This window comes from Ovoidimarina sediminis, from assembly GCF_032586175.1.
Taxonomy (GTDB): Bacteria; Pseudomonadota; Alphaproteobacteria; order Rhodobacterales; family Rhodobacteraceae; genus Ovoidimarina; species Ovoidimarina sediminis.
In genome coordinates this window covers 67,810-82,820 of sequence record NZ_JAWHTE010000021.1, presented here as the reverse complement: position 1 = coordinate 82,820, position 15,011 = coordinate 67,810, and the positions used below count along the sequence as shown (strand labels likewise).

Genomic DNA, 15,011 nt, shown 5'->3' with positions numbered 1-15,011 from the left:
CCTTGCCTCGGGAGAAGTGAATCAGCCGATGACGCGCCCCTCAAGTGGAGTTTTTCAACACAATCGGCTCGAAGCGGTCATTCATCAGGATCGTAGATCTTGTTCGCGATTGGCTAAAGTACCCTGAACACTTGCTACTCTTCTAAGAGGCCTTTCAGACGATGTGTTCCAAGACTTTGAAATTCGAGCCCAGAACCCGCAACAAAATCCTTCACTGTTCGAGAATCCACGATAATTCCGCCTCCACCCAGCCCGGCTATTCGTGACGCGATGTTTACCGCAATCCCGCGTACGTCGTCCTCGGTGACTGCCTAAGGTCTGAAGGTCTCGCACCGAGCCACGGAAAATTCGATCTTTTGTTAACTACGAGAGTTGGCACAACTGAGCCTCTTCCGGACTTAACATAACAGCCCTTAGGTGCTGTTTGGATGTTCCGCTGATCTTTGAATGCGGCTCAGATTGCCTCGAGCCTCCACGAGGGAAAGATATCGGCTTCTCTGCAATAGCCTTCTGTGTCCTGTCCGGCAAAAAGCCCATCGCGGCAAACGAGTACAGTCCGCCAGTTCCGCGCCGCAGCTCCTAATATGTCGGTGTGAAGCGTATCGCCGCACATCGCAATCCGCGTGCGCGCCATCCCGGGCAGGGATGATTCAATCATCTCGTAGACTTCGGGAAAGGGCTTGCCGAAGAACTGGATATTGGAAACCCCAGCGTCAGCGAGAAGATGGCCAAAGTAACCAGGTTCAATGGTGAATCGGCCTTCTCTCGGCGCAACCAGATCGGCATTTGCAATCTTCACTGGCCGCGGGTGGCGCCGTAGAGACGTTGTTAAGATTGACTGTAGCTGGTCGTTCCAGTTTTCACTGGACAGGAACAGAAAACCTTCGACCTCGTCGTAATCACCGGGCTGATCGTCCAGTCGACGTGTCCGGGCGGGAACATCAGACAGGTCATCCGCCAAAGCAGCAATACATCCCCACAGCCCCGGGCCGAGGGCCCGAAGTGTCGCGTCGCGGCTCGTTACGATCTCGTCGGCGTCCACATTCATCCCAAGCCGGCGGAATTTTTTCACAGCCATGTCGTGGTTATAGCTGGCAGCATTAGACAGGATCCGGATCTGACATCCCGCGCCTCTTAGCTGATCCAGCCGTTCTGATGCGCCCGGGATCGGCGTTTCTCCGACGTTGAGCACTCCGAAGGCATCGAAGACGAACGCATCGACCTCCGTGGCGATATCCAGCAGAGAGTCGATGCCCCGGGTCGGGGAGGTCATCCGAACCTCCGGCAGACGATGCCGGACAGCCTCATAACGGTCGAATATGCTCTGAATGTTGTTCATTCGCGGTACCGTATCCGTTTCTCTAGAGGATGCTCCTGGCGCCCCGGTGTCGCGGAGTGACCTTACTACGCAGTGATGGAAAAAAAAGAGAAAACAATAAAACAACAAGAATCCGGATATTTGGAGAGTTTTGCCGGGGAAGACAGCACTATCATAAAGCACTGTAATTTTTCACTAAACCCTTTCTATCGAGTTGATCAAAGGTCTCCCGCCTTGCATCGGAATCGAAAATCAAAAGAATTTTGTTGTTTTGTGGTTTTTTCGACAGTAGCGTTCGACTGGGGAGAGAACAACACCTATGGCATCGAAATCACTCCGGCGTCGGGACTTGATCCAGCAGGTTGTGCAAGAGCGTGGCTGGGTGAGCGTGGGCGCGCTGGCGGAGATGTTGGGTGTGTCGATGCAGACTATCCGGCGCGACCTCGACGTACTGTGCGACGGAGAGACCCTGCGCCGCGTACACGGGCGCATCGAGCTGGCCGAGGATCGTCTAAACACCCCGTTCGACCAGCGCACGGGAACCAATCTTGTGGGAAAGCGCGCCATCGGGGAGGCCGTTGCGTCGAAGATCCCGGACGGGGCAACGCTGTTTCTGTCCATAGGTTCAACCGCGCTGAGTGTCGCGCGCTCGCTTCATCGCCGCAAACAGCTGACCGTAATCACCAACAACCTCAGCGCAGCGATGGCCCTGAGCGAAGAGGTGTCTAACCGAATCATTCTGCCGGGAGGGGAGATCCGCCTGCCTGACCGTGATTTCGTCGGCGAAGAGGTCGTCGCGTTCTTCCAGCGGTACCGGGCCGATTATGCGATCTTCGGGACGGCTGGTGTCGATGTGGACGGCAAGCTGCTGGAATTTCATCAGTCGGAAGTCCGGGCCACCGAGCAGATGCGCCGGAACGCACAAACCTCTGTGCTGGCCATAGACCGAAGCAAGTTCGGCCGCCTCGCTCCCGCGGTGGGCTGCAACCTGACCGATATCGATCTCATAATCTGCGACCGGGCCCCGGCCGAACCCTTTCCCGCACTCTTTAGCGACCTGGGATGTCAGGTTGATTTCGTCGAGGACATCTGATGACCGAAACAGCCCCTTTCGTGCATGTACAGAACGTCGCCAAACGCTGGAACGGACAGTTAGGCGTCGAGAATATCGACCTGTCGATCCCGCGCGGTTCCTTCGTCGCGCTTCTCGGGCCGTCCGGCTGCGGCAAGTCCACGACGCTGCGGCTTCTCTCGGGGCTGGAGCTTCCCGACGAGGGGACGATTACCATCGACGGCAGGAACGTGACCGCCGCCGCCCCCTCGGAGCGGAACCTGTCGATGGTTTTTCAATCATACGCCCTGTTTCCGCACCTCAGCGTGGCCGAAAACGTCGTCTTCGGGCTGAAGGTCCGAAAGGTCCCGGCGGCCGAGCGGCAGGAGAAACTGCGCCGGTCGTTGGAGATTACCGGCCTGCTCGGTTACGAGAACCGCAAGCCTGGCGAACTGTCGGGCGGCCAGCGCCAGCGCGTTGCGCTGGCCCGCGCCATCGTCGCTAACCAGCCGCTGTGTCTTATGGACGAGCCGCTTTCTAACCTTGACGCCAAGCTCCGCGCATCGGTCAGGAAGGATATCAAGAAGCTCCAGGTCGACCTGGGCATCACGGTTGTCTACGTCACCCACGACCAGACCGAGGCGATGAGCATGGCCGATATGGTTGTGCTGATGAAGGATGGCCATATCCAGCAAACGGGCGCGCCCGAAGACCTGTACTACCGGCCCGCCAATACCTTCGTCGCCGAGTTTGTGGGCGCGCCACCAATGGCGCTTCTGGACGGCAGTGTATTACCTGGCTTCGAAGGCGCGCCAAAGATCGGACTTCGCGCCGAGAACCTGCGCGTTGCTGACCCCGGTCACGGCAGACTTATCTGCAAGGTCACGGAGTGCGAATTCCTTGGCTCCGAAACCTTCATCGGCCTCGATTTGAAAGGTGCCCGCGGCCTGACAGTGGCGATGCCCGGGCTTAAACACATTCCTCAGGGTGAGGACCTCGAAATCACCTTCAACGACGAGGACCTGCATTTCTTTGATGCCGCCGGCGTCAGAACTACCCGCCCAAGCCAAGCGTAGGAAGCATACAGCTCGGCGGCAAACCGAAATCTAAAAGGGAGGAAACCATGACCAAACTCACGAAACTCGGACTGGCAGCGGCGACCGCTGTCGGCCTGTCGGCCCCGGCCATCGCCGAGACGGAACTGACGATGTACTATCCCATCGCCGTCGGCGGGGCGCTGACCGAGGTGGTGGACGGGATCGTTGCAGATTTCGAAGAGGCCAACCCGGACATCAAGGTCAACGCAGTTTATTCGGGCAACTACGACGACACCCGCGTCCGAGCGCTTTCGGCGCTGGCCTCTGGCGAGCCCGCGCAGCTGGCCGTGATGTTCTCCATCGATGCTTACGACCTGATCGAGCAGGATCTCATCGTCGCGTTCGACGATATCGAAGGCGTAGATCAGGCGTGGCTCGGCAGTTTCTATCCCGCGCTGATGGCCAACGGCCAGATCGAGGGCAAGACCTGGGGTATCCCGTTCCAGCGTTCGACCATCGTGGCCTATTACAACAAGGACATGTTCCGCGATGCCGGGCTTGACCCGGAAAGCCCGCCTTCAACCTGGGACGAGATGATCAGCATGGGTAAGGCGCTGACCAAGGACGGCACCTATGGCCTGATGATCCCGTCGACCGGCTATCCCTACTGGATGTTCCAGGCGCTCGCGATCCAGAATGGTAAGGAGGTCATGTCGAATGACGGGCTGACCACCTATTTCGATGACCCGGCCATCGTCGAGACGCTGGAATTCTGGAAATCGCTCAGCCAGGAGCACGGGATCATGCCAGAGGGCACGGTCGAATGGGGTACGCTTCGTCAGGCGTTCCTCGAGGGCCAGACAGCGATGATGTGGCATTCGACCGGCAACCTGACCGCGGTCAAGAACAATGCCAGCTTCGACTTCGGCGTCGCCGAACTGCCGGCGAACGTACGGAAGGGTTCGCCGACCGGTGGCGGCAACTTCTACGTCTTTAAGGACACCACTCCGGAAGAGCAGGCCGCAGCGCTTAAGCTGATCGAATTCATGACCTCGCCTGAGCAGGCCGCGGCGTGGTCAATCGGTACTGGCTACATGGGCGTGTCACCCGCAGCCTACGAGACCGAGGCGCTCAAGGCCTACACGGCGGAATTCCCGCCCGCTCTGGTCGCGCGCAACCAGCTCGAAAACGCCGTCGCCGAGTTCTCGACTTTCGAGACGGCGCGCGTGCGCGAAGGGCTGAACAATGCCATCCAGGCGGCGCTGACAAATACCAAGTCCCCGGCGGATGCGTTGGCCGAGGCGCAAGCAGCAGCCGTGCGCCTGCTGCGCGACTACCAGTAAACCTCCCAGTGGGTGTCCGGCTTCGGCCGGGCACCCGCATCTTCTAACGCGAAGGACCGGGACATGGCCGATCACGTCAGCAATGAACGCCGCAGACAGGCGATCTACGGGTGGATCCTGCTATCGCCTGCCGCGATTCTTCTGACGACTTTCGCGTTCTACCCCTCTCTCGCGACGCTGTGGTCAAGCCTTTTCAGCCGTGGGACAAGGCGCCGCCCGACGGAGTTCGTTGGTACCGAGAACTACTCCGACCTGTTCGCCGATCCGACCTTTTGGAAGGTGGTGACCAACAACCTGATCTACGCAGGCGCCACAATTCCGATATCCATCGCCATAGCGCTCGGCATGGCGCTTTGGGCAAACTCGAAAATTCCGGCGCGTGGCTTCGTGCGCACCGCCTACTTCACGCCAACTGTCTTGCCCATGATCGCCGCGGCGAACCTATGGCTGTTCTTCTACACACCGGGGCTTGGTGTTCTTGACCAGATTGGCAGTTTGTTCGGCCTGCCCTCCGTCAACTGGCTTGGGCAGCCCGAAACAGCGCTCTGGGCAGTCATCATTGTGACGATCTGGAAGGAGGCAGGGTTCTTCATGATCTTCTATCTCGCTGCGCTCCAGACCATCCCTGAGGACCTGAAGGAAGCAGCCGATATCGAAGGCGCCAGTCGCTGGACTTATACCCGCCGGATAGTCATCCCACTTCTGATGCCGACGACGCTTTTCATAATGGTCAACGCGCTGATCAACTCTGTGAAGTTGATCGACCATCTGTTCATCCTGACAAAGGGTGGGCCAAACGATGCCTCCAAGCTGATCCTCTACTACATCTGGGAGATGGCATTCGCCTTTTTCGATGCTCCGCACGCGGCTGCCATGACCATCCTTGTCCTCGTGGTCCTAGGCGTTGTGGCCGGCATCAAATTCACCATTCTTGATAAGCGGACGCACTACCAATGAGCGGCTTTTCCAGACACATTGAGAGCTTCGGTGCGCTACTGCTGGCGGTTATCTGGATTTCGCCATTGGTCTTTGCCTTCTGGGCGGCGTTTCACACGACCTCTGACGCGGTCAATTTCAATATCACGGCTCCCTGGACGCTGGACAACTTCCGCACCGCCTGGGACGGAGCTCCTTGGCTCCGCTACTTCCTGAACACATTCCTTCTGGTGACCGTGATCCTGATCGGGCAGTTCTTCGTCACGACACTCGCTGGTTTTGCGTTCGCGCAGGTCCGGTTTCCGGGCCGGGACGTTCTATTCATCCTAGTCCTGATGCAATTGTTCATCTTGCCCGAAGTACTGATCGTCGAAAACTATGCGATGGTCTCGCGCCTTGGTCTCTTCGACACGATACTCGGCGTTGGTATGCCCTACATGGCCTCGGCCTTTGGGATCTTCCTGATGAGGCAGGCTTTCAAGGGCGTGCCAATCGAGTTGCATGAGGCGGCGCGGGTCGAAGGCTGCGGCTGGTTCGGTATTCTATGGCGGGTCTATGTCCCGCTGGCGCGACCAACCTACTTGGCCTACGCGCTGGTGTCGGTCTCAACTCATTGGAATAACTTCCTCTGGCCTCTGATCGTCACTAACTCGCCCGACACGCGGCCGCTGACAGTTGGACTATCGATATTCGGCGCGCCGGAGAACGGTGTGGACATCTCAGTAATCTCAGCGGCCACAATGATGACCGTCGCACCGCTCCTCGTCGCCTTTCTCGTGTTTCAGCGACAGTTCGTTCAGGCCTTCCTGCGCGCCGGAATCAAGTAAAGCAATGGCGCAGTTTTTGCATCTGACGGACCTTCATGTTGTGGCACCCGGCAAACTTGCTTCGGGCGTGCTGGATACGCGGTCACAGTTGTGCGAAGCCATAGATCGCCTGACGGAACTGCGCGGCCCACTCGGGTCTCTGAAGGCAGCGCTCGTCACAGGGGATATCAGCGACGACGGCAGCCCAGAAAGCTACAAGTTTGCACGCTCCGAGCTGGAACGGCTTGAGCTTCCGCTTCTCGTCATTCCCGGAAATCACGATGATCGGGAGGCCATGAGAGCAGCGTTTGCCGACCTACCAGTGATGCCCAAATCGGGACTGATCGACTGGTTTGTGGATATCGGCGAGGCGTGCGTTGTCGGACTGGACACACTGGTCGAAGGCCAGGGCGGTGGCAGATTGCGCCCGGAAAGCCTTGCCCTTCTTCGCCAATCTCTTTCTGCCGCAGAAGACCGGCCTGTGATCATTGCAATGCATCACCCGCCGCTGTGTACGGGAATAAGATTCATGGACGCAATCGGGTTGGAGAATTTGTCGGATCTGCGCTCCCTGATGGCCGAGGCTCAAGGCGACATCACGATTGTATCCGGGCACGTTCACGGCGTGTATCGCGGCCGGGTCGGCGGACACACGGTGCTTACCGCACCCGCCACGTGCAGTGCCTTCGCGCTTGATCGCCGTATCGATGCTCCGGTGGGATTCTACAGCGGACCGACAGGATTTGCCGTGATCGATACCGGACCAGAAGGCGTCTGGAGTGTGCTCCCGCTCTCCAGCGCTGACGGCCCCTACCCTTTCTAGGCACGGCTCAACCGGCTGCCAGAGGAGGCACTTCAAGGATGGATGGTTCACCGGCTCTGGTCCTGTTGAACATGGCAGCGGCGGCGGCGCTTCTCATCTGGGCTGTCCGCTTGGTGCGCACGGGCTTCGAGCGCGCTTTCGGTGATCAACTGCGTCGGTGGCTACGTCGATCAACGGCGAACCGGCTTACGTCTGCAGCGACGGGTGCCGCCGCCGCAATCCTCATGCAAAGCTCCACCGCAGTCGCGATGCTCCTGGCGGGTTTCATGTCGGCAGGCGTAATCGGTAGTGCAGCCGGGCTGGCAATCATCCTAGGCGCAGACTTGGGTTCAGCTGTCGTCGCTCAGATATTGAGCTCTCGTGTCTCCCTTCTGACACCGCTTCTATTGCTTGTCGGCGTCATGTTCTTTCTCAGAAGTTCCCGCCGGAGCCTACGCCAGATTGGACGCATCCTTATCGGCCTTGCTCTCATTTTCGTGTCGCTCGACCTGATACGTGAGGCAAGCCAGCCCCTGGCCGGTAGTGGCTCGGCGCATACAGCAATGCTGTATCTGGCAGGTGATGCAATTTCTTCGTTCCTCATCGCTGCGGTCTTTGCCTGGCTTGTCCATTCCAGCGTCGCGGCGGTGCTTCTGTTTGCAACGCTTGCACAGCAAGGTCTTCTGCCGTTCGAAGCGGCCTGCGCCATGGTTCTTGGTGCGAACCTCGGAGGCTCACTGATCGCAGTGTTTCTGACATTGCACGGGAGAGTTTCGATCCGACGGGTCGTGTGGACCAACTTCGCTCTGCGTGGCGGCGGCGCGGCTCTCACACTGCTGTCACTTACGCAGGTCGACATGGCCAGCTTGATCCCCGGATCATCCGTCGCCCAGCAAACCCTGAATATCCACCTGTTTTTCAATCTTGGGCTTTTGGCTATTGGCCTGCCATTCGTCGGACCATTGATGTGGATATCCAGTCGCATCCTTCCCGACCCTCAAGGTGCGGCACCGGAGAACGTCGTGCGTTCAGCTCTCGATCATTCTCTGCAGAACCAGCCAAGTCGCGCCTTCGCATGCGCTCAGCGAGAACTCATCGCTATGGGCAACAGCATTGAAAGCATGCTGAGGGAAGCAATTGGGCTTTTCGATAGCTACGATGACGCAATCTCGCAAAGGCTGCACTCGGAAATGAAGGACATCGCACGGATGTCGCTAAATATCAGGGTCTATCTCGCAGGCATTCGAAGCAGCGACCCCAAAGAAGACACTGGCACACGCGCATTCAACCTGTCGGGGATTGCAGTAAATCTCGAGGCAGGAGCAGACGTAATCGTCCGGAAGATGGTCGAATTGGCGCGGCGTAAGAATCTGGAGAGGCTGAATTTTTCAGAGGAAGGCTGGCGGGAGCTATCGGATTTCCACGACCGGGTACTTCGGAACGTTCAACATGGCATCACGGTTCTGATGTCGGAGGACATTGGACTTGCACGAGAACTGGTGGAGCAGAAAGAAAAGGTTCGCGATCTGGAACAGCGTCTGGAGCGTGCGCACCTGAAACGGTTACGTCAGGGCCTGGTCGAGTCCATCGAAACCAGTGCAATTCACCTTGAGCTTCTGCGCGCGTCGAAGATGCTTAACACTTCATTTGCGATGATCGCCTATCCCCTTCTTGAGCAACATGGCGAACTTCTTGAGAGCCGGCTCGCCGAATCGTGAGGCATTGCTATGGAGAGGTTCTCGAAGGCTTACTTGCCCTGTTCGGTTCGCCGCCGTGGTGACAGCACATTGATGCGAGCCTAGTCGTAGCGCTACTTGTTCGGTGGCTTATTTTTGGAGCATTGTAATTGACCGCATTGTCCGCTCACCCGACCTCGAGGTCTACTTGACGAACGTCTGCTTGCTTTGGAAGCGGTCATCCGAGAGCCAAAGCGGAGGCTGTCTCGGCTTCGCCTGGCTCTGGGTGACTGCTCGGCGCCAGGTACCGGTCATCTGACCAAAGCGCTTGTCTATTGATTAACGCGGTCTCAGCCGAAGAGTTGAGCCACTGCAGGCCACACCGTTTTTGGCCTGCGGTGGCGGGGTGCGGGCCGTGTAAACGCTGGTCGTTTCGGGGCCGGATCGTTGTGCGTGAGCTGGCAATCGAGGTTCCAAGGTTAAGCGAGATCAACCGGGATTTCCTGACGATTTGTTCGATAGGAATGGGTCCACTAGACTTGTCGGATCGTCGGGAGGGGACTCATGTCGGACATCACTGTGGTTGGCTTGGGGGCTATGGGGTCTGCCATAGCGCGAAGGTTCCTGGTGCATGGTGTGAATGTGACGGTCTGGAACCGCAATCCGGCAAGGGCAGACCCCCTACGCGCTGAAGGCGCCAAAACGTACACCGATCTGGGGACTGCCCTGTGTGCCAGCGAAAAGATCGTGATTTGCGTCCTTGACTACGATGCGAGCAAGGAAGTGTGTGATGCCCCCGGGATTGCCGACGCTCTCAAAGGGCGCTCGGTGATCCAGTTGACCGGTGGCACGCCGGCGGACGCAGCTGATGCGTTCGAACGGATGCAAGCCGCTAGTGTGGATTACCTTGACGGCGCGATCATGTGCTATCCGGGCGACCTGGGTGGCGCTGGCTCGCAAGTCCTGGTTTCGGGCCATGCTGCCCTGTTCAAAAAGTGGAAATCGCTGCTTGCCTGCCTTGCCGAGGACTTGAGATTTGTGGGTGACAACATTCGCGCCGCGAAAACCTTGGACATGGCTTTGCTCTCCAGGTTCGTCGGTCTCAAGTTCAGCGCCATGCATGGTGCCCGAATATGTGAATCCGAGGGTGTCAGTCTCTCGGAGTTCGCAAAGCTATTGCCGGAAGGTGACAATGCCCGACGCATGGTCGAGACCATAGCAAGCGACGACTTCACGCTTCGTCCGGGATCGGCAAGCGTCAATGTGGCCATGGCCGTTTGGGCGGCCATGCAGTCCCAGGCAAGGTCAACAGGAATAAACAGCGAGCTTCCGGATCTATTCCTGCGTTGGTGCAAAGACGGCGCAGAGCAGGGTTGGGGTGAACTGGACAATGCGTGCCTGATCCGGGTTCTTCGCGAGTCTCGGTGAAGTTGTTTCCAAAACCATTCAGTTCGAAGAATGCTTTTGACCACCGGACAACGCGGTCATCAATTGTCCGTTTCGTCCCGTGTGGATGGCTCCTGCGAGGCAAGACATTTCTGATGTGATCGGCGCGGTTTCAGAAGCGGTCTTGTGTCCGGCCTGTTGACGCGGTGCATGTGACCGCTGGCCCTGATGGTTTCCGCAAACCGAGTCCCATCCTGCATATCGAACAGAGATCGCTCAGGACAAAGCACGGGGTGTCTCATTCTCCGGTCTGTTCCGTATCGGGCATCGGCGGCCATCAATGACCGATTAGCACTTCAGACCGGTCACCCGACGATTTTGCTCAGATGACCGCGTTGAGCCGATTGTGTTGAAAAACTCGGTGTCCCGTCTCGGAAGGTCGGATTGGCAGAACTTCTTCCCGCAAAGGCGCCCTCTCGCAAACCACGTTTGCTAAATGGTGAAGTGTGAGGACAAAATTCTAGAATTTTGACGCGATTTTCGGCATGCGGAGTTTTTCAACAGTATCAGCCCAAAGCGACCCCCGAAATCCACTCCCGGGCGTCGCTTTCACCGCTTGCTCAGTGTCTAATTGCATCGCCTGCAAGGGCCATGAACGCATCGCGGCAGAAATTACGCAGCAACCATCGCTGTGCGGATCTCTCTATTGAACCGACTGGGTTCCTCCAGCATCGGCGCGTGACCCGTAGCTTCATACCAAGACGCCTGGGCGCCGGGGCAGACACTTAGGATGTGTTCGCCCATCGCCGGGAGCACGACAGTGTCTTCCCGTCCATGCGAGACCACGACCGGCACGCTGAGGCTCTCAAGCACATCGTCATTCTCTAGGGTCCGCGCGCCAAGCGCGCCTCTCACTCCTGGCGGGACGACCATGTTCCAACAAAGCGCAGTCTCGAACTCGTCGGTCGGAAGCGGTTTGTGCGTCACACCCCCAAGGAAGCGGCGCATCGCAGGGATGTTTTTCGTCAGATCATCGTTCGTTGCATCGGCAAACGGCTCGAAGAATCCGGGACCGATATAGGTTCCGAAAGCATCGGCATTTAGCGTCGTGGCCGCCCCCAAGAAGTTAATGCCTGCGATGTGGCCTTCTCCGTGGTGGCGGACATAATCGCACACGACCAACCCGCCATAGGACCAGGCATGGACGAAGGGGCGCTTCAGTCCGAGGGCCGATATCACAGCGGCGACGTCGTCCGCCCATAGGGTCGTATCGGTATACCGCTCTTGCGCCACAGGCTTTTCCGACATTCCGTGACCGCGAAGATCGAGCGCAATCATTCGGTAGTCCTTTGCAAGATCGCTCGTCACCTGTTTGTGCCAGCACATATGGCACTGGGACCATCCGTGGATGAAGAGAACCTCGGGTCCATCCTTGCGCCCCCACTCGCGCACGTGCAGTTGCAATCCACCCCCGCCTGTAACCTTGTGATCCAGCATGAAATCTTCTCCGTTAGTTTTCTGACTTTCACCCAACTTTGGGCAACCCGTGATCCGCAGCATTGCCGATCAGCGTTGAAAAAACCGTTGGAGAGCGTGTCGAAATTTGAGAGGCGAGCGTTGTTTTTCTTGGAGATCTTCCTCTCGCGTATCGCATCACCGTGAGGGCGGCATCGCGGGTAGCGGATTTTCGATGAAGGACATGACTTCCCGGATGAACTCCTCGAACGCGGGTTCATCCCGAGCGAGGATATGGTTTGCGCTGTCGAGTTCCAGAAAGCGAGCGCCTGGAATTCCGGCTGCTATCTCGCGTCCGCAATTGAAAGGAACCATTGCGTCGCGACGGCCGTGCACGACAAGCGTCGGAACCTCTACCCGGGCCAACTGTTCTTCGACGTCCGTACGCCCGAACGCTTCATGCAGGCGCGCAGCGTTTTCGGGGGACACAGATCGCTCCTGTAGATCGTCCAACGACTTCGAGTCGGTATCCTTCGCATCCGGTATCAAGAGTTCCGTGAACAGCCTGCGGAAGGCTGGATTGTCTTGTCCCCAGCCCTCGCGAATAAGGGTTGTCATCGCCTCATGTGATGCCACGGAACTTGGATCTCCTCGCATGCGCCACCCCTTCGCAAATCCTCCATAGAGGACGAGGCAACTCACCTTTTCGGGATGACGCACCGCGTATGCGATCGAAATCGAGCAGCTTTGAGACACGCCGAGCAAGGCGAACCGGTCCACCCCGGAGGCTTCGACGACCCGTTCGAGGTCGCTCAGCATCCGCTCAAAGCTCATGTCCGATACATCCCAGTCGGACAGGCCGTTTCCACGTTGGTCATAGCGTATAAGGGTCGCTCGCTCCGACAGGGCGGTGATCCAGTGCCGCCAAACCGGGCTCTCCCACTCATACTGTAGATGCGACATCCAGTGCGCAGCGCGCAGGATCGGAGGGCCGGAGCCCGCTATCGAGTAAGCAATTCGAACGCCATCGTCCGAGCGGCAAAAGTGGAGGGATGGTGCGTTTACCTTTTCTTGGGCATCGGGAGACAATTGTATTGTCGACGTTTGGGCCCGGCTGTCTGTCTCATAGGGAGCACGGCCACTGATCTCTTCGTTTCCGGCCACAAGGGTATTCAGCATCTTTCCATAATAGTCTGCTCGAACTGGATTAGCTTCCCTCAACCGTTCCGCTAGTGTCCGCAGGACGCCTGTTCGCAGCGAGAGGGCCAATGTCGAATGATAAGTGCGCCAGGCTTCGAAGCCCTCGCATAGCGGCAAGTCGAGGCCCTCAATAAACCTCCCTCTGAACGTTGCCGCAACGTCCTCGATCGAAGACGTGCTGGCGGTTTTCAGATCTGTTTCCATGACTTCACGGAGATCGAGGTCGAACGCATCCGGATTGAGATACACCCTTTCGCTTTCCGAGCGGATGCAATCCAGCCCCACGTGTGCCGTTGCCCGCCGAAGTTTATGAACACTCCATCTGAGCGACGCCCGCGGATCCGCGGGACCCTCCCAAAACAAGTTACAGAGATGTTCCCTTGTTTGAGGTCGACCGGAAACAGCGAGATACGCGATAAGAGCCCGGGTTTTCTTTGACGCGGGCAGATCAAGCTCCGTCCCACCGCTGCGCAAGCGCAGGTTGCCAAGAACTTCAATTCGCAAACGATCTCGCATAAACGGCAAATCCCGAAAGAGGCTGCGCCAATTCAGGCCAGCTTACATTAAGACCTCGCAGCTTGCAGCCGCGTGCAGGGTATCGAGGTGCGCGGACCGCAGCTGACGGAGATTACGTCTCTGAGCCCCTGGGCAAATGGCACTTCCCAAATGTCCCAGCATAAACAAGCGATCAGCCGCTTCGTTTCGCAGAGAGACTGTTAACATCTTTAGCGGCGAAGCCATTCATCGAACGGCCACTTCGTCCGCTGATCGGTCATTGAAGGTCTATAGGCGATTGACCGTTTCGAGTCCGAAGTGGACACTTTCTGCGGTCGCGGTCTGACTTCTTCGTTGATGGCCCGGCTTTCTCTAGGCGTGCAAATTAAGGAAGTTGTCGATGGCGTCCATGAACTGGCTGTACCCGTGTGTTCCTGGAACCGGGATATGGTTGTCGCCTTCGAGAATTTGGAGATCACAGTTTGTTAGGGCGGAAGCAAGTTCGACAGCTCGCTCAACCGGAACGGCAAGATCGCCGCCCGAATGCATGAGCAAAACGGGACATTTTACCTGATCCAAAACGTCTCGGATATCGAGGCAAGACTGAAGCTCTACGTTCGCCAACTGAACCTCGGCCGTTACGGCGCGGGCCTGTGTCCGGTCCATCTCGCGCGCAATCTCGGGAGGGGCATCAGGGATCAAAAGGCTGGTGAAGAAGCGGCGATACTCGGGATTTGAGGCATTCCATCCCTCCGAGATCATCGTACGGCTCATCTCGTAGCGGCGCTGTTGGGCCTTGTCGCCAAGCAGCTTCCAGCCTGTCGCAAATGTGCCCCGGGCGATGATCCCACGCACGCGTTCGGGGTAGCGAGCGGCGAAGGCGAGAGCGAAGGCGCCCCCTTGTGAGGGTCCGAACAGAAAGAACCGATCGAGCCCCGCAGCATTGGCAACCGCGAGCATGTCTGCAACCATTACGTTGACAGACCAGTCATTGACATCTCTGGTCGATCGGCTGGATCCCCGCTGATCGAAATGAACAATTCTTGCGCGGGCGCCGAGCCGGCGATAGAAGGGCCCGAAGATCAGGCTGTCCGCCTCGCTTTCGATGTTCGAGATCCAGCTTGGAGCTTTGAGGATCGGGACGCCGCGTCCGACCGCAGTCCAGGCAAGCTGCACATTCCCTGACTTGGTGAATCGGATCGGTTCGCGGGAAAGCGGACCCAAACCGGAATGTCCGGTGATGGTGAGCCGGTAGCCACGTCTGGGAACAGTTCGCAGCACCGTGCGTCGTTCGTCCCCTATGGCGCCGCGCAGTTCGGAGATACAACGATAAAGTGAATCCTCCCCCACGATTACTTCCGGCCAGACGCGGGCCAGCAGGTCCTCCTTGGATACGACACCTCCCTCGGCCTCGGCCAGGTGCCGCAGGACGGCAGAGGTTTGCGGCCGCAGGCTGATCGGCTCGCCGTCTGGCGTCATGAGGACCCCTTTGTCGGGATCAAATAC

The 15,011-nt window shown here is 58.1% G+C and carries 12 protein-coding genes; 8 read left to right on the top strand and 4 right to left on the bottom strand.

The features are described from left to right. Positions 1-454: 454 nt before the first annotated feature. Positions 455-1,339, bottom strand: coding sequence for an HAD-IIA family hydrolase (locus tag RXV90_RS19815; RefSeq protein ID WP_316650958.1), 885 nt, complete (start codon positions 1,337-1,339; stop codon positions 455-457). A 298-nt stretch (positions 1,340-1,637) separates the two neighbouring features. Between RXV90_RS19815 and RXV90_RS19810 the strand changes: the two genes are divergently transcribed. From RXV90_RS19810 to RXV90_RS19775, 8 genes are all read left to right on the top strand, one after another. Further along, the gene (locus tag RXV90_RS19810) at positions 1,638-2,411 is read left to right on the top strand and encodes a DeoR/GlpR family DNA-binding transcription regulator (RefSeq protein ID WP_316650956.1); all 774 of its coding nucleotides are present in this window, start codon (positions 1,638-1,640) and stop codon (positions 2,409-2,411) included. Further along, on the top strand, positions 2,411-3,445 hold the full coding sequence (locus RXV90_RS19805) for an ABC transporter ATP-binding protein (protein WP_316650954.1): 1,035 nt from the start codon (positions 2,411-2,413) through the stop codon (positions 3,443-3,445). Before RXV90_RS19810 ends, RXV90_RS19805 begins: the two co-directional genes overlap by 1 nt. A gap of 47 nt (positions 3,446-3,492) precedes the next feature. Continuing rightward, positions 3,493-4,749: an ABC transporter substrate-binding protein gene (locus RXV90_RS19800; RefSeq protein ID WP_316650952.1), complete on the top strand. Its 1,257-nt coding sequence runs from the start codon at positions 3,493-3,495 to the stop codon at positions 4,747-4,749. 63 nt (positions 4,750-4,812) lie between these two features. Then, positions 4,813-5,706: a carbohydrate ABC transporter permease gene (locus tag RXV90_RS19795; RefSeq protein WP_316650950.1), complete on the top strand. Its 894-nt coding sequence runs from the start codon at positions 4,813-4,815 to the stop codon at positions 5,704-5,706. After that, complete coding sequence (locus tag RXV90_RS19790; protein WP_316650948.1) at positions 5,703-6,512, top strand: carbohydrate ABC transporter permease; 810 nt, start codon at positions 5,703-5,705, stop codon at positions 6,510-6,512. Before RXV90_RS19795 ends, RXV90_RS19790 begins: the two co-directional genes overlap by 4 nt. A 4-nt stretch (positions 6,513-6,516) precedes the next feature. Then, entirely contained in the window at positions 6,517-7,314 is a 798-nt protein-coding gene (locus RXV90_RS19785; RefSeq protein ID WP_316650947.1) for a metallophosphoesterase, read from the top strand. A gap of 38 nt (positions 7,315-7,352) precedes the next feature. Then, the gene (locus RXV90_RS19780) at positions 7,353-9,011 is read left to right on the top strand and encodes a Na/Pi cotransporter family protein (protein ID WP_316650945.1); all 1,659 of its coding nucleotides are present in this window, start codon (positions 7,353-7,355) and stop codon (positions 9,009-9,011) included. A gap of 522 nt (positions 9,012-9,533) precedes the next feature. Then, positions 9,534-10,397: an NAD(P)-dependent oxidoreductase gene (locus tag RXV90_RS19775; RefSeq protein WP_316650943.1), complete on the top strand. Its 864-nt coding sequence runs from the start codon at positions 9,534-9,536 to the stop codon at positions 10,395-10,397. A 630-nt stretch (positions 10,398-11,027) separates the two neighbouring features. Here the strand turns inward: RXV90_RS19775 and RXV90_RS19770 are convergent. From RXV90_RS19770 to RXV90_RS19760, 3 genes are all read right to left on the bottom strand, one after another. Continuing rightward, positions 11,028-11,852 carry an alpha/beta fold hydrolase gene (locus tag RXV90_RS19770; protein WP_316650941.1) on the bottom strand — a complete coding sequence of 275 codons (825 nt, stop codon included), beginning with the start codon at positions 11,850-11,852 and terminating at the stop codon, positions 11,028-11,030. Between the two features lie 156 nt (positions 11,853-12,008). After that, positions 12,009-13,259 (bottom strand): alpha/beta fold hydrolase, encoded by a 1,251-nt coding sequence (locus tag RXV90_RS19765; protein ID WP_316650939.1) that lies wholly within the window; start codon positions 13,257-13,259, stop codon positions 12,009-12,011. A 618-nt stretch (positions 13,260-13,877) separates the two neighbouring features. Then, complete coding sequence (locus RXV90_RS19760) at positions 13,878-14,984, bottom strand: alpha/beta fold hydrolase (protein WP_316650937.1); 1,107 nt, start codon at positions 14,982-14,984, stop codon at positions 13,878-13,880. Positions 14,985-15,011 lie beyond the last annotated feature (27 nt).